Annotated in this window: 16 protein-coding genes; 5 read left to right on the top strand and 11 right to left on the bottom strand. The window is 65.8% G+C overall.

Going from position 1 to position 20,423, the window contains the following annotated elements; genetic code table 11:
* Positions 1-208: 208 nt before the first annotated feature.
* The 5 genes from RQI28_RS10230 to RQI28_RS10210 all read right to left on the bottom strand — a co-directional run bounded on the left by RQI28_RS10230 (position 209) and on the right by RQI28_RS10210 (position 5,435).
* Positions 209-967 (bottom strand): hypothetical protein, encoded by a 759-nt coding sequence (locus RQI28_RS10230; protein WP_311223263.1) that lies wholly within the window; start codon positions 965-967, stop codon positions 209-211.
* 133 nt (positions 968-1,100) lie between these two features.
* On the bottom strand, positions 1,101-1,880 hold the full coding sequence (locus RQI28_RS10225) for an SOS response-associated peptidase family protein (protein ID WP_311223262.1): 780 nt from the start codon (positions 1,878-1,880) through the stop codon (positions 1,101-1,103).
* A 116-nt stretch (positions 1,881-1,996) separates the two neighbouring features.
* Positions 1,997-3,037: a GGDEF domain-containing protein gene (locus tag RQI28_RS10220; RefSeq protein WP_404976898.1), complete on the bottom strand. Its 1,041-nt coding sequence runs from the start codon at positions 3,035-3,037 to the stop codon at positions 1,997-1,999.
* 474 nt (positions 3,038-3,511) lie between these two features.
* Complete coding sequence (locus tag RQI28_RS10215) at positions 3,512-4,243, bottom strand: 16S rRNA (uracil(1498)-N(3))-methyltransferase (RefSeq protein ID WP_311223260.1); 732 nt, start codon at positions 4,241-4,243, stop codon at positions 3,512-3,514.
* 85 nt (positions 4,244-4,328) lie between these two features.
* Positions 4,329-5,435: a phosphotransferase gene (locus tag RQI28_RS10210; RefSeq protein WP_311223259.1), complete on the bottom strand. Its 1,107-nt coding sequence runs from the start codon at positions 5,433-5,435 to the stop codon at positions 4,329-4,331.
* Positions 5,436-5,517: 82 nt separating this feature from the next.
* Here RQI28_RS10210 and RQI28_RS10205 point away from each other — a divergent pair, with 82 nt between their 5' ends.
* From RQI28_RS10205 to rsmA, 3 genes are all read left to right on the top strand, one after another.
* A complete protein-coding gene (locus RQI28_RS10205) occupies positions 5,518-8,058 on the top strand; it encodes an LPS-assembly protein LptD (protein WP_404976891.1) in 2,541 nt (846 codons plus the stop codon).
* Positions 8,059-8,140: 82 nt separating this feature from the next.
* Positions 8,141-9,568 (top strand): peptidylprolyl isomerase, encoded by a 1,428-nt coding sequence (locus RQI28_RS10200; protein WP_311223258.1) that lies wholly within the window; start codon positions 8,141-8,143, stop codon positions 9,566-9,568.
* The gene (gene rsmA / locus RQI28_RS10195; protein ID WP_311223257.1) at positions 9,565-10,335 is read left to right on the top strand and encodes a 16S rRNA (adenine(1518)-N(6)/adenine(1519)-N(6))-dimethyltransferase RsmA; all 771 of its coding nucleotides are present in this window, start codon (positions 9,565-9,567) and stop codon (positions 10,333-10,335) included. The genes RQI28_RS10200 and rsmA overlap by 4 nt, the downstream gene beginning before the upstream one ends.
* Before the next feature lie 398 nt (positions 10,336-10,733).
* Here rsmA and RQI28_RS10190 read toward each other — a convergent pair whose 3' ends face one another.
* The 4 genes from RQI28_RS10190 to RQI28_RS10175 all read right to left on the bottom strand — a co-directional run bounded on the left by RQI28_RS10190 (position 10,734) and on the right by RQI28_RS10175 (position 15,471).
* Positions 10,734-11,159, bottom strand: a complete 426-nt coding sequence (locus RQI28_RS10190; protein ID WP_311223256.1) for a barstar family protein — start codon at positions 11,157-11,159, stop codon at positions 10,734-10,736.
* Positions 11,160-11,298: 139 nt separating this feature from the next.
* Complete coding sequence (locus tag RQI28_RS10185) at positions 11,299-11,703, bottom strand: ribonuclease (protein WP_311223255.1); 405 nt, start codon at positions 11,701-11,703, stop codon at positions 11,299-11,301.
* A gap of 155 nt (positions 11,704-11,858) precedes the next feature.
* A complete protein-coding gene (locus RQI28_RS10180) occupies positions 11,859-14,171 on the bottom strand; it encodes an NADP-dependent malic enzyme (protein ID WP_311223254.1) in 2,313 nt (770 codons plus the stop codon).
* Between the two features lie 160 nt (positions 14,172-14,331).
* Complete coding sequence (locus RQI28_RS10175; RefSeq protein WP_311223253.1) at positions 14,332-15,471, bottom strand: diguanylate cyclase; 1,140 nt, start codon at positions 15,469-15,471, stop codon at positions 14,332-14,334.
* Between the two features lie 264 nt (positions 15,472-15,735).
* Here RQI28_RS10175 and RQI28_RS10170 point away from each other — a divergent pair, with 264 nt between their 5' ends.
* Positions 15,736-16,302, top strand: coding sequence for an OmpA family protein (locus RQI28_RS10170; RefSeq protein WP_311223252.1), 567 nt, complete (start codon positions 15,736-15,738; stop codon positions 16,300-16,302).
* Between the two features lie 50 nt (positions 16,303-16,352).
* Here the strand turns inward: RQI28_RS10170 and RQI28_RS10165 are convergent, their stop codons facing one another.
* Together RQI28_RS10165 and RQI28_RS10160 are read right to left on the bottom strand one after the other, a co-directional pair.
* Positions 16,353-17,879, bottom strand: a complete 1,527-nt coding sequence (locus tag RQI28_RS10165; RefSeq protein ID WP_311223251.1) for a CoA-acylating methylmalonate-semialdehyde dehydrogenase — start codon at positions 17,877-17,879, stop codon at positions 16,353-16,355.
* 82 nt (positions 17,880-17,961) lie between these two features.
* Positions 17,962-19,329: an aspartate aminotransferase family protein gene (locus tag RQI28_RS10160; RefSeq protein ID WP_311223250.1), complete on the bottom strand. Its 1,368-nt coding sequence runs from the start codon at positions 19,327-19,329 to the stop codon at positions 17,962-17,964.
* A gap of 112 nt (positions 19,330-19,441) precedes the next feature.
* On the opposite strand from RQI28_RS10160, the gene RQI28_RS10155 reads away from it, so the two are divergent.
* Complete coding sequence (locus tag RQI28_RS10155) at positions 19,442-20,416, top strand: LysR family transcriptional regulator (RefSeq protein ID WP_311223249.1); 975 nt, start codon at positions 19,442-19,444, stop codon at positions 20,414-20,416.
* Positions 20,417-20,423 lie beyond the last annotated feature (7 nt).

The raw sequence follows: 20,423 nt of genomic DNA, 5'->3' as shown, positions 1-20,423 counted from the left end.
AAGAAAAATCAGCCTGCAGCGCTTGATAGATAATCGCTCAATGCTATTAATTTAATAGCATTTGACGGAATGCGTCCATTGCTCGTTGCTTGGAAAATTCAAACCCATGCATGGGCTGGCGTTTAATTCGATGGCCCTAGTGTGTATACACGACGGGTGCAGATTTGGGTAGTGAGTTGAATTGCGCCACGCTTTATTTGCGAAATTACTAAATAGCTTTCTGCGATTCGTTTCGTGACAAGGCGGTTTTAATTAGCCGAATTAGAGAAAATGGCCAATCTCGAACCTGATATATAAGCCATTCCCCATTTTTTTCTTCCCTATAAATTTCCGAATACCCTTTCATAGCCACTCCATCAATAACGAACCAATCATAAATATGGGGGAAAACTCCTGCCGCAGGGGACCCCATCACAGTTGCAGTATGGGTAAATTTGTTGCGCAGACTAAATAAAAATTCAAGTTTTTTGTTGTCATTATCTATAAGTCCGAGGGCCGGATAACAGGTATTCGGCTCGCCATCCATGCGCCCTCTCACTATTTCAATATTGGTGTAGAGTTCGGCACGCTCTGTATCACTAATTATTTCTAGGACAAAATTGTTAAAGGATGTCCTTACGCCGTACATTTTTTGATATTCACTATTAAAGTGTTTGGTGATTTCAAGAGGGGGTGAATTAACGGGCATACAGCTCTCGACTAAACAACGTTCTGCTTTCTTCTTGTCTGAGTTCAACCACTCGGAAAAAGATACCCACTCAGAAGGTTGTCCCAGCAGATCAAAGCACGTAAGCAAAAGGTAGTGGATCAGTCCTTCAAAATATCTCCAAGGGTGTGTCCATCCGTTATCGCCGACAGGCTTGACAAGATCTAGATTGCAATAAGAGTGGCGAAGCTCAAATATTAATTCGATGTGCTCTAAGCGATCTCTAACTAAGTCGTAAACAGTAACTGCATTTTTCTGCATAATTTGGTGCGTGAATATATTAAGCTGTCAGCTTATTTGCAGTTGCATTCATCGAATAGCGCGGCATATCTGAAGTGAGGAGTGTTTCTAGTTGCCATGTGTTGACTGCCCTCTGATAGGTCATCGGCACTGCTCACTCCAGCCATCCCTTGGGCACCTTGTCCGCCTTCGTCTCCACCGGGTTGGCCGTCAGCGACTGCGCCGCATAGGCGCGCATGAACTCGTTCGCCTTGGGCACCGGCGCCGTCAGCCAGGCCGCCTGGGTGCCTTCGCTCAGGATGACCGGCATGCGCTTTTCGCTGCCGGGCTGGCCGTAGCGGTGCAGCAGGGCGTGGCTGTTGGCGTTGACGGTGAGCAGGGTGAAGCTCAGCAGCGTGTCGCCGTCCGGGCCCGTCCACAGCGCCCACAGGCCCGCCACGCCCATCGGCGCGCCGTCGATGCGGGAGATGCGCGTGGCCACGGCCTTGCCGCTGCGCAGGTCGTCCACGTAGAACGCCTGCATGGGCACGATGCAGCGCTGGCTTTGCAGCCAGGTGTCGCGGAACGGGGTGGACGTGGTGACGTTTTCAGACCGCGCGTTGACCAGCTTGGGCGCGCGCAGGCGGCCGTCCGATGCGGACTTGACCCAGTGCGGCACCAGGCCCCATTGCACCTGTAGCAACTCGCGCTCGCGCTCGCGTTCCGGTGCGGGCGCCGAGGCCGGGGTGGCTGCGGGCTCGGTGCCTTCCGCTGCGACGGGTTCGGCGGGAGCGGCCACTGCCGCGTCCTCGGTGTGGGGCTGCGGCGCCAGGCGGATCATGTAGCCCGGCTTGCGCGGCTTGATGCGGCGTTCGCCCAGGTCGGCGGGTGCGGGCACCTTGAACACGTCGGCGTAGGCGTCGGGGGAGGTAAGGGCGTCGTAGCGGAGCGTCATGCGGGCAATGGTACCCGGCGGGCGCCAGGTTGGAAGCAAAAAAGGCCTCCAGCGCTTGATGGATCAGCGCAGGCAGCTATTGAATTAATAGCGATCGAGCGAGGAGCGTGCGAGGTTCAGTCTGCCCACACCACCCGGTCGCGGCCGGCGGCCTTGGCGCTGTAGAGCGCACGGTCGGCCCGCTCCAGCGCCTCTTTCAGCGATTCACCCGTGCGCAGACAGGCCACGCCGATCGACACGGTCAGCTGCACGGGCGGCTGGCCGGGCCGCGCCAGGTGCTGCGTGGCGACCGCCTGGCGCACGCGTTCCAGCAGTTCGCGTGCGGGCACGGGCGGGGTGTTGCACAGCAGCAAGACGAATTCTTCGCCGCCCCAGCGGGCCAGCACGTCGCAGGCGCGCACGCTCTCGCGCACCGTGCGTGCGAAGGCCTGCAGCGCCAGGTCGCCCGCCGCGTGGCCATAGGTGTCGTTGACGGACTTGAAATGGTCCACGTCCAGTTGCGCCAGCAGCAGCGGCAGGCCGGAGCGCCGCGCGCGCAGCACCTCCAGGTGCATCATCTCCAGCATGTAGCGGCGATTGGGCAAGCCGGTCAGATCGTCGTGCGTGGCGAGTTGGCGAATCTGCTCGACGGCCTGGGCCAGCTCGTAGCGCTGGCGCCGCAGGTGTTCGCGGGTGGACTGCACCCGCCGCGTGAGAAAGGTGCTGCTGAGCAGTACCACCACGATCATCACCGCATAGGCCAGCGACAGTGCCTGGGAATGGCCGGGCTCGCTGCGCCACTCGACCACACCGCCGGCCACGCCAAACGCCACGAGCGCATAGACCATCACGCCGATCATCTGGCGCGGCGTGAGGCCGAACATGCCGAACATCATCACTACCGCCAGGATCGGCAGCGCAATGCCGCGCGCCGGCCCTGCGATCACATAGGCCACGGCGTTGCAGGCAATGGCATACAGAATCTGCGCCCGGGTGAGCGAGGGATCTTTGAAGCGCAGTGAATAGCCGCTGCGGATCAGCGCGTACACCACCACCAGCCCCGCCACGCACATGACCGTCCAGGCATTCACCAGCTGCGCGTCCGCCAGGCCCGCGGCCGCCACGATGTGCATGGCCAGCATGCAGCAGATCATCAACAGCGATGCCAACCCGGCCATGGCCAGGCGCTGGCGCTGGCGCCGGTCGCTGGTCAGCAGCCAGTTCCGCAGCCGCCGGCCTGCGCTGGCGCGGCGACGAATGGGGGGGGCGGGCAGGTCGGCCTGGTCCAAGCGGCGTCCTTTGTTCGTTCTTGTCGGTGGCGTCGATAGCCCTTCCCCGGTGTCGTCGGGGTTGTCTCTTCAACGCATTCTAGGTTCGGCGTGCCGAACCGGGGCCCCGGGGCGCGGAAGGCTACATTGCGCAGAGCAGCCGTGCGGTCGGCCCAAGCGATGCCGGGGGGGAGGCCGCAGGCCCGCCCCCCGCTGCAGGGTGAGGCGCGCTGGTACCGTCATTGGGGAGAGGCGCCGGCGGGTTTCGGCATGCGCCGATCTTGCGGCGGGTGGGCGCGCGCAGCGTAGGCGGCGGCCGGCACCGCGTGTCGTGGCCTGGACGGACAGCCGCGCTGCCGCCCGCCTCTGCTGCGGAGGCAGGGATCAGCAGAACACGAGCTGCGCCAGCGCCGCAACCGAGGCGGTCTCTGCCCGCAGCACGCGCGCGCCCAGGCTGGCGGGCGCAAAACCCCCGGCCAGCGCCGCGTCTTCTTCCTGCGCGGTCAGGCCGCCCTCAGGGCCGTGCAACACCCACACCGGCATGTCGCTGTGACCGGCGGCATCGCGCAGGGGCTGGCTGCCGGCGCGCAGCGACAGCAGCAGCTTTGTGCCGGCGCCGGCGGCGGCCCCAGCCTGGGGGCTGCGCAGCCAATCGGACAGGGACAGGGACGGATGCACCACGGGCACCCGGTTGCGCCCGCACTGTTCGCACGCCGCCACGGCAATCGCCTGCCAGTGCGCCTGGCGCTTGGCGGCGCGCTCGCCCGCCAGCTTGAGCACGCTGCGCGCAGCCGCCACGGGCTGGATGCTGGCCGCGCCGAGTTCGGTGGCTTTTTCGACCAGCCAGTCCATGCGTTCGTTGGCCGGCATGCCGACGACCAGGTGCACCGCACGCGTGGCTTCGCGCTCGACGGGGTCGTGCGCGCCGACTTCCACGTCCACATCAGAGCGGCCCATGCGCGTGACGGTGGCCGCATGCTCGCCGCCGTGCCCGTCGAACAGCGTGATGGCATCGCCCGGCTGCAGCCGCAGCACCTGCACGTGGCGCGCGGCGGCGGGGGGCAGCGTCAGCGCGGCGCCGGGCGCCAAGGGCAGGGGGCAGTGGAAACGGGGCATTTGCTATTTATTTGATAGCTACCAGCGCTTGATGATCAAGCGCTAGAGGCCAATTTGACTAGTATTTTGCTGGCGTGGGCCAGGCCTACACGCGCCCGAAGGCGTAGCCCATGGGCGCATCGATGCCTTCGATGTGGTCGATCACCTTCAGCAGCGGGCCCAGTTCGCGGTAGCGGTCTGCGGTGGAGCGGATATAGCCCATGAACCGGGGCGCATCGGCCAGGTATTTGGGTTTGCCGTCGCGCAGGGTCAGGCGCGCGAAGATACCGGCGACCTTCAGGTGGCGCTGCAGGCCCATCCATTCCACGCCGCGGTAGAACTCCCCGAAGTCGTTGCCCCAGCCGCTGGCGCTGGTGGCGCCCACAATGCCCGCACGGCGCGCCTTTTCCCAGTAACGCACGGTAATGTCGATGACGAATTCCTCTTCCCACGAGATGAAGGCGTCGCGCAGCAGGCTGGCGATGTCGTAGGTGACCGGGCCGTATACCGCGTCCTGAAAGTCCAGCACGCCCAGCGGCGCGCCGTCGCCTTCGGGGTTGACCATCAGGTTGCGGGTCATGAAGTCGCGGTGCACGAACACCTGCGGCAGCGACAGGTTCTCGCGCACGATGGAGTCGAACGCGCGCGCCAGCGTGGTCTGCTGCGCGTCGTCCAGCACGGCGGCGCTGCGGTGCCGGGCCACATACCAGTCAGGAAAGAGCGCGAGTTCGCGGCGCAGCAGCGGCTCGTCATACACCGGCAGCACGCCGGGGCGCGACGCCAGTTGCCACTGCAGCAGCGCATCGGTGGCCTGCGTGTACCAGGCGTAGGCGGCATCCGGGCGGGCCGGGTCCAGCCGCTCGATGACGGTGTGCTGGCCCAGGTCGGTCAGCAGCATGAAGCCGTTGGCCTCGTCCCAGGCCAGGATGTCCGGCACGCGCAGGCCGGCGCCGTGCATCAGCTGCTGGACGTGGGCGAAGGGGCGGCAGTCTTCCTTGTCGGGCGGTGCGTCCATCACGATGCACGTGCTGCCAGCGTCCACCCGGTCCAGCCGCAGGTAGCGGCGAAAGCTCGCGTCGGCCGATGCGGGGCGCAGCGTGTGCGCCAGCAGGCCGTGCGCGGCGACCAGCGGCGCCAGCCAGGCGTCGAAGGCGGCGTGGCGGGCGGGGTCGGCCCAGGTAACAACAGGTAGGGAGGAAGATGGGTGGCTCATGGATAATCCGATTCTAGAACCCGGCCCGCCCTTTGCCGGGTGGCCTGCTGCGCACGCGCCGCCCCGCCGAACGGCTGATTCCATGGACCGCCTCGCCTTGCCCGACCTGCTTTCACCGCCGCCTTCCCCGCTGACCGCCACTGCTGCCGCCGCCGCTGCCACGACTGCTGCGGCATCGCAGGCGCGCTCTGCCCGGCGCCGCGTTTCCACCCCGCGCTTTGAGCGCCGCCTGCTCGCCCAGCTGGCCGCCTGGATGCTCTGCGGCGTGCCGCTGGGCGTGCTGGCGCAGGTCGCCCCGGCTGCCACCGAGGCGCCAGAGCCCGCTGCCGCCCCGGCACCCGCGCTGCGCACCAGCCCGATGCTGCAGGAAACCATTCCCGAGGCCACGCGCAGCCAGCTGCCCACCTTCATCATGGGCGACAAGCTGACGGCCCAGCCGGACATCAAGGCCACGCTGGAAGGCAATGCCGAGCTGCGCCGTGGCGACATGGTGATACGCGCCGACCGCATGGACTACGACATGCCGGAAGACCTGGCCAACGCCACCGGCAACGTGCACATCAACAATGCGGGCAACGTGTACCAGGGCTCGGAACTGCAGTTGAAGGTGGATGCGTTTAACGGCTACTTCAACGACGCGAACTACCGCTTTCTTTCCAACGCTGCGCATGGCGAGGCCTCGCGGGTGGACTTCATCGACCGCGACCGCTCGGTGGTGCACAACGGCAACTACACCACCTGCCAGCGCACCGACGAAGCCAGCTGGCAGCCTGACTGGATCCTGCGCGCGCGCACCATCCGGCTGGACCGGGAAGCAGACGTGGGCACGGCAGAGAACGCCGTGCTGGAATTCAAGGGCGTGCCCATCCTGCCCGTGCCGCGCATCACCTTTCCACTGTCCGAGCGCCGCAAGTCCGGCCTGCTGCCGCCCACCGTGGGCATCGACAGCGTGAGCGGCATGGAGTATTCGCAGCCGTACTACTGGAACATCGCGCCCAACCGCGACGCGACCATCACCCCCACGGTGATGAGCAAGCGCGGCGTCAATCTGGGCGCCGAATTCCGCTATCTCGAGCCCACGTACAGCGGCGAGCTGACCGGGGACTATCTGCCCGGCGACCGGCTGCGCGACCGCGACCGCTGGGCCTACGGCATCAAGCACCAAGCCACCATCGCCAGCCCTATCGGCGGGCTCGGGCTGAACGTGGACTTGCGCCGCGTCAGCGACGACCAGTACTGGCGCGATTTCAGCCTGCGCGGCACCACCGGCAACAACACCACCGACCGGCTGGCCCAGCGCCTGCTGCCGGGCGAGGCATCGCTGTCGTGGGCCGGCGGCGACCACAGCTTGAGCGTGCGCACCGTCAAGTGGCAGACGCTGCAGGACATTGATTCGCCCATCGTGCCGCCTTACGACCGCCTGCCGCAGCTGCACTGGCGCTATGCGCCGCTGCAGCTGGCCGGCGGCTTCGACGCCAGCGTGGACGCCGACTACACCGACTTCCATGCCGACCGGGCGCGAACCGGCCAGCCCAACGCACGGCGCAGCTACAGCATGGCGCAGATCAGCCGCCCGTTTCTGGCGCCAGCAGGGTTCATCACGCCCCGGGTGCAGCTGCACGCCTCGCAGTACGAATTCGACGCACCGCTGGCCAACGGCCAGCGCAGCTACCAGCGCACGCTGCCCACTTTCAGCCTCGACAGCGGGCTGGTATTCGAGCGCGATGCGAAGTTCTTCGGACGCGGCTTTCTGCAGACTCTGGAGCCGCGCGCCTTCTACACCTACACGCCGTTCCGTGACCAGAGCCTGCTGCCGGTGTACGACACGGCGGTGAACGACTTCAACTTCGCGTCCATCTATACCGAGAACGCCTTCGGCGGCAACGACCGCTTTGCCGACAACAACCTGCTCACGCTGGGGGTGACCAGCCGCCTGCTCGACCCCGACACCGGCGCAGAGGCCGTGCGCATGGGCATCGCGCAGCGGCTGCGGTTTTCCGACCAGGACGTGACCATGCCGGGCGGCACGCCAGTGAGTGATCGCCTCTCGGACGTGCTGCTGGGCGCCGGCATCAACTGGACACCGCAGTGGGCGCTCGATTCGCTCGTGCAGTACAACCCCAAGACCGGACGCTCGCTGCGCTCCACGGTGGGCGCGCGCTACATGCCGGGCAAGTACCGCACCATCAGCGCGGCCTACCGCCTGCAGCGCGTGACCGACCTGATCACCGAGCCCAGCGAACAGGTGGACGTGGGCTGGCAATGGCCCATCTCGCTGCCCTGGGGCGAAGGCTCCGGCGCCGACAAGGCATCCGCTCGCCAGGGCGGCCGGTGGTTCAGCGTGGGCCGGCTGAACTACAGCCTGAAAGACCGCCGCCTGGTGGACACCGTGGTGGGCGTGGAATATGAAGGCTGCTGCTGGATCGGCCGCGTGGTGCTCGAGCGCCTGCAAAGCAGCATCACCACCACCAACACCCGGCTGCTGTTCCAGATCGAGTTTTCCGGCTTCTCGCGCCTGTCGCTCGGCTCCAACCCGCTGACCAGCCTGCAAAAGAACGTGCCTGGTTATCAGGTGCTGCAACAGAACAGCACGGTGCCCAGCCGCTTCTCCAACTACGATTGACGTCCTCGGCCCAGCCCGCCTCGTCCTTAGTGAGGGCGGGCGGCCGGGAACTGCCTCAATGCCCCAACACTCTGAACACGCCATGAAACAACGCGCCATCTCCCTGGGCCTGGCCTGCCTGACCGCTCTGGCGGGCATCGCGCCGCCGGCAGTCCACGCGCAGGGCCTGCGTCCTTCCTCCGGCAGCGGCATCAGCGCGGGCTCCGGCACGGGCGGGTTTTCGCGCAACACTCCCGCGATCACGCTGCCGGCGCCTGGCAGCAGCGCCAGCAGCACGCTGCCGCGCCAGGCCGACTACATCGTGGCCGTGGTCAATTCCGAGCCCATCACCAATAACGAAGTGCGCCTGCGCCAAGCGCGGCTGGAGCAGCAGATCGCGGCGCAGGGCGGCGAGCGTCCTTCGCCGGCGCGCATCGCCAAAGAAGTGCTCGACCGGCTGGTGCTCGAGAAGATCCAGCTGCAGCTGGCCACCGAGAACGCCATCAAGGTGGACGAGCTGGCCGTGACGCAAGCTGCGCAATCGGTGGCGCGCCAGAACAACGTCAGCATGGACGAGATGTACCGCCGCCTGGCCATGGACGGCATCAGCCGCGACCGCTTCACGCAGGAGCTGCGCAACCAGCTGCTGATGCAGCGCCTGCGCGAGCGCGAGGTCGAATCCCGCGTGAAGGTGAGCGATCTGGAGGTCGACCAGTACCTGCGCGATCTGCAAGCCAGCACCGACCCTTCCAAGACCGAGTTGAACCTGGGCCACATCCTGGTGGTGGTGCCCGAGAGCGCGCCCCCCGACGTGATCGAGCAACGCCGCGCGCGCGCGCAGGCCGCGGCCGACCGGGTGAAGGCCGGCGAAGAATTCGCCAAGGTCGCACGCGATGTGTCCGAAGCGCCGGAGGGCGCTGCAGGTGGCGAGCTGGGCCTGCGCCCTGCCGACCGCTACCCTGAGCTGTTCCTGAACGCCACATCGAAGACGCCCGTCGGCGGCGTCGTCGGCCCCGTGCGCTCGCCCGCAGGCTTTCACATCCTGAAGGTGATCGAGAAAACACGTGGCGGCGTGGCCAGCACGGCGGTGCAGACACATGCGCGCCACATCCTGCTGCGTGCCAACCCGCAGTTGTCCGAATCCGCTGCTGCCCAGCGCCTGGCCGATTACCGCCGCCGCATCGAATCCGGTACCGCCGACTTCGCCACGTTGGCACGCGAACACTCGCAGGACGGCAGCGCCAAGGAAGGCGGGGACCTGGGCTGGGCAGGCCCTGGCCGCTATGTGCCGGAATTCGAAGAGGCGCTCAATGCGCTCAAGCCCGGCGAGATCAGCCAGCCCGTGGTGTCGCGCTTCGGCGTGCATCTGATCCAGCTGCTGGATCGACGCGAAGCCAAGCTCACGCAGCGCGAGCAGCGTGATTCGGTGCGCGATGTGGTGCGCGAGAAGAAGCTCGACGAGGCCTACACCACCTGGGTGCAGGAGATCCGGGGCCGCGCGTATGTCGAATTGCGCGAACCACCGCAATGAGCGGCGGCAAGCACATCGCGCGCAAGCGCTTCGGCCAGCATTTCTTGAGCGACCGCGGAATCATCGATGCCATCGTGGAGGCCATCGACCCCCGGGCCAGCCAGCCCATGGTGGAGATCGGCCCGGGCCTGGCGGCGCTGACGCAGCCCTTGGTCGAGCGGCTCGGCAGGCTCACGGTCATCGAACTCGACCGCGACCTGGCAGTCCGCCTGCGCCTGCACGGCCACCTCGACGTCATCGAGGCGGACGTGCTGAAAGTGGACTTCACGCAGGTGGCACAAACGCTGGGCGCTGCCAAAATCAGAGTGGTGGGTAATCTGCCGTACAACATTTCCACGCCCATCCTGTTCCACTTGCTGGAGCACGTGAACGTCATCGAAGACCAGCATTTCATGCTGCAGAAAGAGGTGATCGACCGCATGGTGGCCAAGCCGTCCACCAGCGACTACGGCCGGCTGTCGGTGATGCTGCAATGGCGCTACGCCATGGAAGACGTGCTGTTCGTGCCGCCCGAGAGCTTCGATCCGCCGCCCCGCGTGGACAGCGCCGTCGTGCGCATGGTGCCGCGCGCCGAGCCTGCAAAAGTTGCGCCCAAGCTGCTGGAAGAGCTGGTGCAGGTCGCGTTCAGCCAACGACGCAAACTGCTGCGCCACACCCTGGGCCGCTGGCTCGAAGCACGCCAGTTCCCCGGCACCTTCGACACCCAGCGCCGCGCCGAGGAAGTGCCCGTAGCCGAATATCTGGCCCTGGCACAGGCTTGCTCTTGAATTGATAGCTGCCGGCGCTTATAAATCAAGCGCTACGAGCCAATTTGACTACAACTCCTAGCCACGGGCGCGGCCCCAAGCCAGGGACACCGTGGATCTGGCTCTGCCAGTCCACTGGTGTCGTCCCCCTTCCCGTAGCGCGAAGCGCGTAGAGAGAAGGGGTGAAGGCGCGCAGCGCCTCAAGGGGATGTACCGAATTCAGGCCGCTGCCAGCCAGTAACCCGCGTTGAACGGGCTGCTCATGCGCAACGCCAGGGGAGAGACGTCCACCAGCTTGTCGGTGGGCATCTTTTCTCCCGACGAGGGCTCGATCACGATATCGATGGCCGGTGCGGGGGCTGCTGGGGTGTCGCTAGCCTCGCTGGCCCGTTCTGCTTGGCCGGTGGTCGCAGAACGGGCTACAGAAAAGAATAGAAACAGCGGAACGGGATCTTGCGGTCGCCCCAGTAGTCGGACGCGTCGCGGAAGATGTCGAGCAACTGCTCTCGTGCTTCCTTGTCGAACTTCACCGTGGCTGGAATCTGTTCCAGCACCACGATGAAGCCCGGCTGCGGGCCCGATTTGTGCAGTGGGTCGGTCATGCAGTCGTACAACGCGTCGAAATTCTTGCCGAAGTGCGACGGGAAGGTGAATTGCGCGGCAATCAGGTCGAGAACGTCCTGCTTGGTCTGCGCATGTGCCAGGTTGGCATACAGGAAATGCTGGCCCAGTGTGCTGGCGGCATTCTGCAAGTCCTGGACCCGGAAGGCCCGGATCGACTGCACGATATTGCCGCGCACGCCGCGCAAGGGGTTTTCCTGGTCTCGACGAAGTGGCGTTTCCATCTCCGCTTCTCTTTCTTTCAGATGTCTACAAAACAGAAATTCCGCAAGACCCATCGGAGCGCCTTGCGGAGAAAAAATTCCATCCACGCTCTGTCCGCCGTGGTACGGCCGTGAATACCCGAGGGCATTCATCGCTCATTCATTCCTTGATTTCTCGAAAACTCGCGTAGTGGTCGCCGGTATAGAAGCAGGCGTCCGGTGTGCGAGGCGGGCCACCGCAGACGATGCGTCGTGCGCCTCGATTGCGTGCCCCCGGTGTTCTGACGGTGTATTCGCGGTAATAGCCGCGCTTGTGCGCCGGCAGCAACCGTTCGCGGTTGCCGAACACCGATCCGTCCTTGTCATACGGGAAGGGGCCGCCTTGGTGGATCAGCGCATAGGTGGCGCGACCCTGGGGCGGCAATTCAGCCAGTGCGATCGGGTGGGAACCGGTGATTTCCGGAGCGTTGCGGGCCGATACCGCCATGGGCGACAGCGCAAACGCCATGCCCAGAACGCACGCCCAACTCGCTTTGTACGCCTGCAGGGCGACAGCCTTCAACATCTACGATACCTTTCAGAAACTACGGGTTAACCCGGAATTTCGAGCCGCAAGTGTGACGGAAAGGTGCCCAAAATGCAAGCGCCTGCCCAATTATTGGGCAGGCGCTGTGCGCTCCGGCAATCGTTAAAAGTTAGCGCTTGCTCGGAGTTGGGGCCTTACCGGGCGGCGTTGGCATCGGCCACGGTCAACGCGGTCATGTTGACGATGCGGCGCACGGTGGCACTGGCCGTCAGCACGTGCACCGGCTCGGCCGCACCCAGCAGCACGGGGCCAATGGCGATGCCGCCGCCGGCTGCCGTTTTCAGCAGGTTGTAGGAGATGTTGGCGGCGTCGATGTTGGGCAGCACCAGCAGATTGGCGCTGCCGGCCAGCGTGCTGTGCGGCATGACCTGGGTGCGCAGCGCAGCGTCCAGCGCCACGTCGCCGTGCATCTCGCCGTCCACTTCCAGCCACGGGGCTTGCACGCGCAGCAATTCCAGCGTCTGGCGCATCTTGACCGCGCTGGGCTGGTTACTGGAGCCGAAGTTCGAATGCGACAGCAACGCGGCCTTGGGCTTGATGCCGAAGCGCATCATTTCCTCGGCGGCCATCACCGTGATCTCGGCCAACTGCTCAGCCGTGGGGTCGTAGTTGACGTGCGTATCGACCAGAAACACCTGGCGGTCGGGCAGCAAGAGGCCGTTCATGCAGGCGTAGGTGTTCACGCCCGCGCGTTTGCCGATGACCTGGTCGATGTAGTTCAGGTGCAGGGCCGTATGGCCCCAGGTGCCGACGATCAGGCCGTCCACTTCGCCCTTGTGCAGCAGCATGGAGCCGATCAGCGCCAGCCGGCGGCGCATCTCGATCTTGGCAATCGGCACGGTGATGCCCTTGCGCTCGGTCATGCGGTGGTAGGTCTGCCAGAAGTCGCGGTAGCGGTGGTCGTTTTCCACGTTCACCACGTCGTAGTCCACGCCTTCCTTCAGGCGCAGGCCGAACTTCTCGACGCGCTGGGCGATGATGGCCGGGCGGCCGATCAACGTCGGGCGAGCGATCTTCTCGTCCACCACGATCTGCGCGGCGCGCAGCACGCGTTCTTCCTCGCCCTCGGCAAAGGCCACGCGCTTCTTCAGAGCCGTCTTGGCCGCCGCAACGATCGGCTTCATCATGGTGCCGGAGGCATACACGAAGCTCTGCAACTGGTCACGGTAGGCGTCCATGTCGGCGATGGGGCGCAGGGCCACGCCGCTGTCGGCGGCGGCCTGTGCCACGGCCGGCGCGATCTTCATCATCAGACGCGGATCGAACGGCTTGGGGATCAGGTATTCAGGGCCGAAGGCCAGGGGTTCACCGACGTACGCCGCTGCCACCACCTCGCTTTGCTCCGCCTGGGCCAGATCGGCGATGGCGTGGATGGCGGCGATCTCCATCTCCAGCGTGATCGTCGTGGCGCCGCAGTCGAGCGCGCCACGGAAGATGTATGGGAAGCACAGGACGTTGTTGACCTGGTTCGGGTAGTCGGTGCGGCCGGTGGCCATGACCACGTCGCCGCGCACCGCGTGGGCGTCTTCCGGAGAGATTTCGGGGTTGGGATTGGCCAGCGCGAAGACGATGGGGCGAGCGGCCATCTTGGCCACCATGGCAGGCTTGAGCACGCCGCCAGCCGACAGGCCCAGGAAGATGTCGGCGCCGTCGATCACCTCGAGCAGCGTGCGGGCGTCGGTCTTTTGCGCGAACTGGATCTTGTCCTCGTCCATCAGCTCGGTGCGGCCTTCGTAGACCACACCGGCCAAGTCGGTCACGAAGACGTTTTCGCGCTTGAGGCCCACTTTGAGCAGCAGGTTCAGGCAGGCCAGCGCCGCAGCACCGGCGCCCGAGGCCACCAGACGCACGGCGCCGATGTCCTTGCCCACCACCTTCAAGGCGTTGAGCATGGCGGCCGCGACGGTAATGGCGGTGCCGTGCTGGTCGTCGTGGAAGACCGGAATCTTCAGGCGCTTGCGCAGTTCGCGCTCCACGTAGAAACATTCGGGCGCCTTGATGTCTTCGAGGTTGATGGCGCCGAAGGTCGGCTCCAGCGCTGCGATGACTTCAACCAGCTTGACGGGGTCCTTCTCGTCGATCTCGATGTCGAAAACGTCGACGCCGGCGAACTTCTTGAAGAGCACGCCCTTGCCTTCCATCACCGGCTTGGAAGCCAGCGCGCCGATGTCGCCCAGGCCGAGCACGGCCGTGCCGTTGGTGATCACGCCTACCAGATTGCCGCGTGCGGTGTACTTGAAGGCCGCGGCAGGGTCCTTGACGATCTCTTCGCACGGAGCCGCCACGCCGGGCGAATAGGCCAGCGCCAGATCGTGCTGGTTGACCATCTGCTTGGTGGCCGCGATGGCGATCTTCCCCGGTTTCGGAAACTCGTGATATTCGAGGGCTGCCTGGCGCAACAAAGCGCGTTTGTCAGTCGTGGCGTTTACCGGGGGGGTCTCGGGCATCAAGCGTCTCCACAGGGGATAGGTGCTGGGCTCCGCAGCACGACCAGTCGTGGCGGATTGGGCAGCTTTATAGGGGATTTAGATTGTAGGTCAGCGTTCCGTGGAAACCCTAGTAAGCAATTCCTCTTAGAACGGTGAAACACCTTTGTGGCAGCGCCTGCTAATGCACGTCGACAGGCTGCACGATCACCCGGTTGCGCCCCTGCAATTTGGCGGTGTAGAGCGCGTGGTCCGCGCTGGCAACCAACGCCAGTGGCTGGTCGGTGTGCTGCGGAAAACCCGCCACGCCGCACGACAGCGTCGCCGCCAACGCCACGTCGCCGTAGGGCACCAGCAGCGACTCAAAGGCCTGGCGCAGCGCCTCGGCACGGTCCTGGGCAACCAGCAGCGGTGTATCGGCCAGCAATACCAGAAATTCCTCGCCGCCGTGGCGGCAGACCATGTCCTGCGGCCGGGCATGGCGCTGCAGCAGCTGCGCCAGCACCTGCAGCACCGCGTCGCCGGCTGCGTGGCCATGGCTGTCGTTCACGCGCTTGAAATGGTCGATGTCGATCATCAACACCGACAGCGGCGCGCCGATGGCGCGGCAGCGCTCTATTTCGGAGCCCAGCACGGCGTCGAGCTGGCGGCGGTTGAACAGCCCCGTCAAGGGGTCGCGCAAGGCCTGATCCCGCAAGCGGATCTGCAGCGACTGGATCTCTTCGAACTGCAGGCGCAGCTTCTCGTTGTTGCGGTGCTGGTCCATCGCTCGCACATAGCCGTCGTGTGCGAAGGCGAAGAAGTACACCGTGAGCGCGCCGATGCACAGCAGGCTGGTGACGGTGTCCGTGGCCGGGTGCAAAGGCCAGTGGCCCGTCCACACCTGCCAAGCGGCGGCGGCCGCGGCCACGCCGCCGCCGACGGTCAGCATCAGCCGGGGAACGCCCCGGGCGCCGTAGAACACCACGATGTTGATGCAGTTGCCGATGATCAGCGCGAAGCTCAGCCACAGGGGCAGGCCCAACCCGCCCGCCCACAGGCCGCCGAACATGCTGTCGAGCCACAGGTTCTGCATCTCGGTATGGCGCTGGCGGGCAGAGCGCACGGCGCGCCAGTAGGCCAGTTGCGGATAGACGAAGAACTGAGCGATCACCACGGCCCACAGCGCCGGGCTGGCGCCCACTTGCCACAGGTGTGCCGATACCGCCAAGCCCAGCATGGCGTAAAAGCCGGAGCGGTTACGCCGGTTCATGCGCACCAACCAGTGCACCGGGTTGCTACGGGGGCGATGCTCGTCAGCGGGTTGGGCAGGTAGGTTCATCGGCTAGGCGTCGACAAGACAGGCAAGGCAGTGCGACCCACTGTAGCAGTAGGCGGTGAATGGTTGCGCGCAGCAGACAGAGGCTGTGGTCAGGTGCGCGGGCTGCCCCGCGGCGACGCACAATCGCCGCTCAGGCTTGTGGACTTGGCAGTGGCTCGCCATCCATCCATCCATCCATCCGGCCGGCCGGCACGCCGGCTTGCTTGCTTGCTTGCTGAACCGACGCCGCCTCACGACATTCCTATTTCTCAACCTGCCATCACCATGCGCCCAGATAGAGTTCTAACTCCGACCATTCCCGCTGCTGGCTGGCTGCCCGCCTTGTTGAGCGCAGCCGCGCTGCTCGGCGGCTGTGCAGCTCCGGCTGCCGAGGAACCGCCGCCGCCCGCCTTCGCCACCACCCCGGCCGTGGCGCCCGCGCCTGCCGCCCCGCCGCCGGTTGCCGCCCCGGTCGTGCAGGCTCCGCGCGTGCCGGAAGACGGCACCGTGGCGCGATTTGCCGGCACTTCGGCGGAACTGCCTGCCGTCAGTGGCGCACTGCTGGACGCCATCGCGCAGGACAAGCGCGCCCGCTGGGAAATCAAGGGCTACAGCGCCCGTGTGTCGAACAAGGCGGCGCGTGAAGTGGCGCTGGCCCGCGCCCTGGCCGTGCGCAAGGAACTGGTGGCGCGCGGCGTGCCGGCGCAGAACCTGCGCGTGAAATACAGCACCGAAGAGGCGCGCGAGGCTGTGACGGTGTTGCCGCAGGCACCGGCTCAGGCCGAGGCGCCCGCCCCGGCGCAGCCCCAGCCCAAAGCCAAACCGGCACCCGCGCCGCGCGCCAAGCGCTGAAAGCCGCCGGCGCGGGCGGCTTCTTGGCGGCGGCTTGGGCCCGTACTGGCTTACTTGCTGCTGGGGAAGGCGAACACCGCGCCTTCGCGCACGCCGGCCGAGGGCCAGCGCTGCGTGATGGTCTTGCGCTTGGTGTAGAAGCGCACGGCGTCTGGCCCATAGGCGTGCAGGTCGCCGAACAGGCTGCGTTTCCAGCCGCCGAACGAGTGGTAGGCCACGGGCACGGGCAGCGGCACGTTCACCCCCACCATGCCGACCTGGATGTGGTCAGTGAAGTAGCGGGCCGCCTCGCCGTCGCGCGTGAAGATGCAGGTGCCGTTGCCGTATTCGTGGTCGTTGATGAGCTGCATGGCTTCCTGCAGCGTCTGCACGCGCACCACGCCCAGCACGGGGCCGAAGATCTCTTCCTGGTAGATCTTCATGCCGGGCTTCACGCCGTCGAACAGGCAGGCGCCGAGGAAGTAGCCCTCTTCGTGGCCCGCCACCTGCATGCTGCGGCCGTCGACCACAAGCGTCGCGCCTTCGGCCACGCCGCTGTCCACATAGGCCTTCACCTTCTCGAAGTGCGCTTGCGTGACCAGCGGGCCCATGTCGTTGCCGCCGTTGTCGGTCTGCGTGCCGGGGCCGACCTTCATCTTGGCGATCTCGGTCTTCAGCCCCTCGATCACGGCGTCGCCCACCGCATCGCCCACGGCCACCAGCAGCGGAATGGCCATGCAGCGCTCGCCGCACGACCCGTAGGCCGCGCCCATGAGTGCGCTCACGGCGTTGTCCACGTCCGCATCGGGCATCAGCACCGCGTGGTTCTTCGCGCCGCCCAGGGCCTGCACGCGCTTGCCGTGCTTGCAGCCTTCAGAATAGATGTACTCGGCAATCGGCGTGGAGCCGACGAAGCTCACCGCCTTCACGCGCGCATCGCGCAGCAGCGTGTCCACCGCCGTCTTGTCGCCGTTGACTACGTTGAGCACACCGGGCGGCAGGCCCGCTTCCAGCGCCAACTGCGCGATGAACAGCGTGCTGCTCGGGTCGCGCTCAGAGGGCTTCAGCACGAAAGTGTTGCCGCAGGCCACGGCCATCGGCCACATCCACAGCGGCACCATGGCCGGAAAGTTGAACGGCGTGATGCCCGCCGTAACGCCCAGCGCCTGAAACTCGCTCCACGAATCGATGTTCGGCCCCACGTTGCGGCTGTGCTCGCCTTTGAGCAGCTCGGGCGCGTAGCTCGCGTATTCCACGTTCTCGATGCCGCGCTGCAGCTCGCCGTGGGCGTCGCTCAGCACCTTGCCGTGCTCGGCAGTGATCAGCGCGGCGATCTCGTCGGCGTGCTCTTCCAGCAGCACCTTCAGGCGCGACATGACGCGTGCGCGCTTGAGCGGCGGCGTGTTGCGCCAGGCCGGAAAGGCGGCCTCGGCCGAGGCGATGGCCTGCTCCACCGTGGCCTGCGAGGCCAGCGCCACGCTGGTGGAGGACTGACCCGTGGCAGGGTTGAACACCGGCTGCGTACGGGCAGTGTCAGCCACGATCTGGCCGTCGATCAGGTGCCCGACGGTAGAGGTTACGTTCTTGTCGTTTTGCATGGTTTTCAAGTCAAAAATGCCGCTAGCGCTTATGTATCAAGCGCTAGTAGCTATCAAAATAGGAGTGGTGGCGCAGGTTCGGTCAAGCCGTCTCGGTCAGCGCATCGCCCAGGGCGCTGACCAAGCGGTCGATCTCGGCCTCGGTGCTGATGAACGGCGGCGCCAGCTGAATCGTGTCGCCGCCGTAGCGTACGTAAAAGCCCTTCTTCCAGCCGTTCATGGCGATTTCATACGGCCGGCGGGCCGGCTCGCCCGGCAGCGGCGCGATGGTGAAGCCGGCGGCCAGCCCGTAGTTGCGAATGTCCAGCACGTGCTTGGCGCCCTTCAGGCCATGCACGGCCTGCTCGAAGTACGGCGCCAGCGCCTTGGCGCGGCCGGGCATGTCTTCCTTTTGCAAGATGTCGAGCACCGCCAGGCCGGCGGCGCAGGCCACGGGGTGGGCCGAATAGGTGTAGCCGTGCGGAAACTCCAGCATGTACTCGGGGCCGCCCTGCGCCATGAACGTGTCGTAGATCTCCTTGGCTGCTACCACGCCGCCCAGCGGCTGCGCGCCGTTGGTCACCTGCTTGGCGAAGTTCAGGATGTCGGGCGTCACGCCGAAGGCTTCCGATCCCGTCCACGCGCCGCAGCGCCCGAAGCCCGTGATGACCTCGTCGAAGATCAACAGAATGTTGTTCTGCGTGCAGATCTCGCGGATGCGCTCCAGGTAGCCCTTGGGCGGAATCACCACGCCGGCCGAGCCCGAGAACGGCTCCACGATCACCGCCGCGATGTTGCTCGCATCGTGCAGCGCGATCACGTCCAGCAATTTGTCGGCCAGCGCCCGGCCGCCTTCTTCGGCCATGCCCTTCACGAACGAGCCCATCGCCGGCTGCGTGTGCGGCAGGTGGTCCGCCTCCACGCCCTGGCCGAAGGTCTTGCGGTTGCCCACCATGCCGCCGACCGAAATGCCGCCGAAATTCACGCCGTGGTAGCCCTTCTCGCGTCCGATCAGGCGCGTCTTGCTGCCCTGGCCCTTGGCGCGCCAGTAGGCCCGCGCCATCTTCAGCGACGTGTCGGCCGACTCCGAACCCGAGCCGGTGAAGAACACGTAATCCAGCCCCGCGGGCGTCAGTTCCTTGATCTTGTTGGCCAGCGCGAACGAGGCAGGGTGGCCGAACTGGAAGGCCGGCGCGTAATCGAGCGTGGCGGCCGCCTTGCCGATCGCCTCGGCCACGTCCCTGCGGCCATGCCCCAGCCCCGCGCACCACAGCCCTGAGAGGCCGTCGAAGATCTTGCGGCCTTCGGAATCTGTGTAGTAGGCCCCCTGGCCCGAGACGATCATGCGCGGCTGCGCCTTGAACTGCCGGTTGGCGGTGAAGGGCATCCAGTGCGCGTCGAGCCAGGCCGCGTCCATGCGGTGGTCAGACGCGGCGCCAGCCGAGGGACTGTCGAGGGAAACAAAGCTCATGGGGCCTCCAGAAAGAAGGGGTAGCGCCGGGGCGCCTATACAGGAAACCGCCATTGTTCGCGCCGCCGATAATCTCCGCAATGCGTCGATATCACCGCTTACTTGCGGCTTCATGCAAGTGAACAAGCCCACTTCGCCCACGTCCACCGCGTCGCCCTCCATTCCGTCGCCGCGCCAGCGCGCCGTGCTGGGGCAGGTCGCCGACATGGACCTGCGCCTGCTGCAGGTGTTCAAGTCGGTGGTGGAGTGCGGCGGCATGGCGGCGGCCGAGCTGGAACTGAACATCGGCACCAGCACCGTCAGTCGCCACGTGAAAGACCTGGAAACGCGCCTGGGCCTGACGCTCTGCCGCCGTGGCCGGGCAGGCTTCGCGCTCACGCCTGAAGGCCAGCGCGTGTACGACGAAACCCTGCGCCTGCTGGCCGCCGTGCAGGGCTTTCGCGACAGCGTGGACGGAATTCACTCGCGCATGGGTGGCCAGTTGGCCGTGGCCGTGTTCGACAAGACCGCCAGCAACCCGGCCGCGCGCATCGGCGAGGCCATCGCCGCGTTCACTTTGGAGGCGCCCGACGTGCACCTGCAGATGCACGTGGGCTCGATCAACGCCATCGAGCGCGGCGTGATCGACGGCACCTACCAGGTGGGCATCATCCCCGCGCACCGGGCCTCGCAAAGCCTGCTGTACACCGACCTGTTCGGCGAGACCATGCTGCTCTATTGCGGCGCGGGCCACCCACTGTTCGGGGCGGACCATTCGGCGCTGGACTGGGAGGCGGTGCGTACCCACCCGTTCGCCGGGCTGGGCTACCACTCCCCCAACATGGAATTGAGCCACCAGGCCCGCCTGACACGAGCCGCCACGGGGTTCGACCAGGAATCGATCGCCACGCTGGTGCTGTCTGGCCGCTATCTGGGCTTTCTGCCCGACCACTACGCCGAAGCCTTCGAGCGCAGGGGCCACCTGCAGGCCGTGCGGCCTGAGGCGTTTTTCTACCGGTGCCAGTTTGTCAGCCTGGTGCGGCGCTCGCCCGAACCGTTACGGGCTGCGCAGGCGTTTGCGCGGTGTCTGGCGCAGGCACACGCGTAGCTACGCA

Source organism: Acidovorax sp. WCS2018Noco2-16 (assembly GCF_031843945.1).
Taxonomy (GTDB): Bacteria; Pseudomonadota; Gammaproteobacteria; order Burkholderiales; family Burkholderiaceae_C; genus Paracidovorax.
This window is presented reverse-complemented; position numbering and strand designations above follow the sequence as displayed.

Coding starts and splice junctions, on each gene's coding strand:
- RQI28_RS10230 (WP_311223263.1), bottom strand. CDS start 967: ATGCAGAAAAATGCAGTTACTGTTTACGACTTAGTTAGAGATCGCTTA.
- RQI28_RS10225 (WP_311223262.1), bottom strand. CDS start 1,880: ATGACGCTCCGCTACGACGCCCTTACCTCCCCCGACGCCTACGCCGAC.
- RQI28_RS10220 (WP_404976898.1), bottom strand. CDS start 3,037: ATGGCCGGGTTGGCATCGCTGTTGATGATCTGCTGCATGCTGGCCATG.
- RQI28_RS10215 (WP_311223260.1), bottom strand. CDS start 4,243: ATGCCCCGTTTCCACTGCCCCCTGCCCTTGGCGCCCGGCGCCGCGCTG.
- RQI28_RS10210 (WP_311223259.1), bottom strand. CDS start 5,435: ATGAGCCACCCATCTTCCTCCCTACCTGTTGTTACCTGGGCCGACCCC.
- RQI28_RS10205 (WP_404976891.1), top strand. CDS start 5,518: ATGGACCGCCTCGCCTTGCCCGACCTGCTTTCACCGCCGCCTTCCCCG.
- RQI28_RS10200 (WP_311223258.1), top strand. CDS start 8,141: ATGAAACAACGCGCCATCTCCCTGGGCCTGGCCTGCCTGACCGCTCTG.
- rsmA (WP_311223257.1), top strand. CDS start 9,565: ATGAGCGGCGGCAAGCACATCGCGCGCAAGCGCTTCGGCCAGCATTTC.
- RQI28_RS10190 (WP_311223256.1), bottom strand. CDS start 11,159: ATGGAAACGCCACTTCGTCGAGACCAGGAAAACCCCTTGCGCGGCGTG.
- RQI28_RS10185 (WP_311223255.1), bottom strand. CDS start 11,703: ATGTTGAAGGCTGTCGCCCTGCAGGCGTACAAAGCGAGTTGGGCGTGC.
- RQI28_RS10180 (WP_311223254.1), bottom strand. CDS start 14,171: ATGCCCGAGACCCCCCCGGTAAACGCCACGACTGACAAACGCGCTTTG.
- RQI28_RS10175 (WP_311223253.1), bottom strand. CDS start 15,471: ATGAACCTACCTGCCCAACCCGCTGACGAGCATCGCCCCCGTAGCAAC.
- RQI28_RS10170 (WP_311223252.1), top strand. CDS start 15,736: ATGCGCCCAGATAGAGTTCTAACTCCGACCATTCCCGCTGCTGGCTGG.
- RQI28_RS10165 (WP_311223251.1), bottom strand. CDS start 17,879: ATGCAAAACGACAAGAACGTAACCTCTACCGTCGGGCACCTGATCGAC.
- RQI28_RS10160 (WP_311223250.1), bottom strand. CDS start 19,329: ATGAGCTTTGTTTCCCTCGACAGTCCCTCGGCTGGCGCCGCGTCTGAC.
- RQI28_RS10155 (WP_311223249.1), top strand. CDS start 19,442: ATGCAAGTGAACAAGCCCACTTCGCCCACGTCCACCGCGTCGCCCTCC.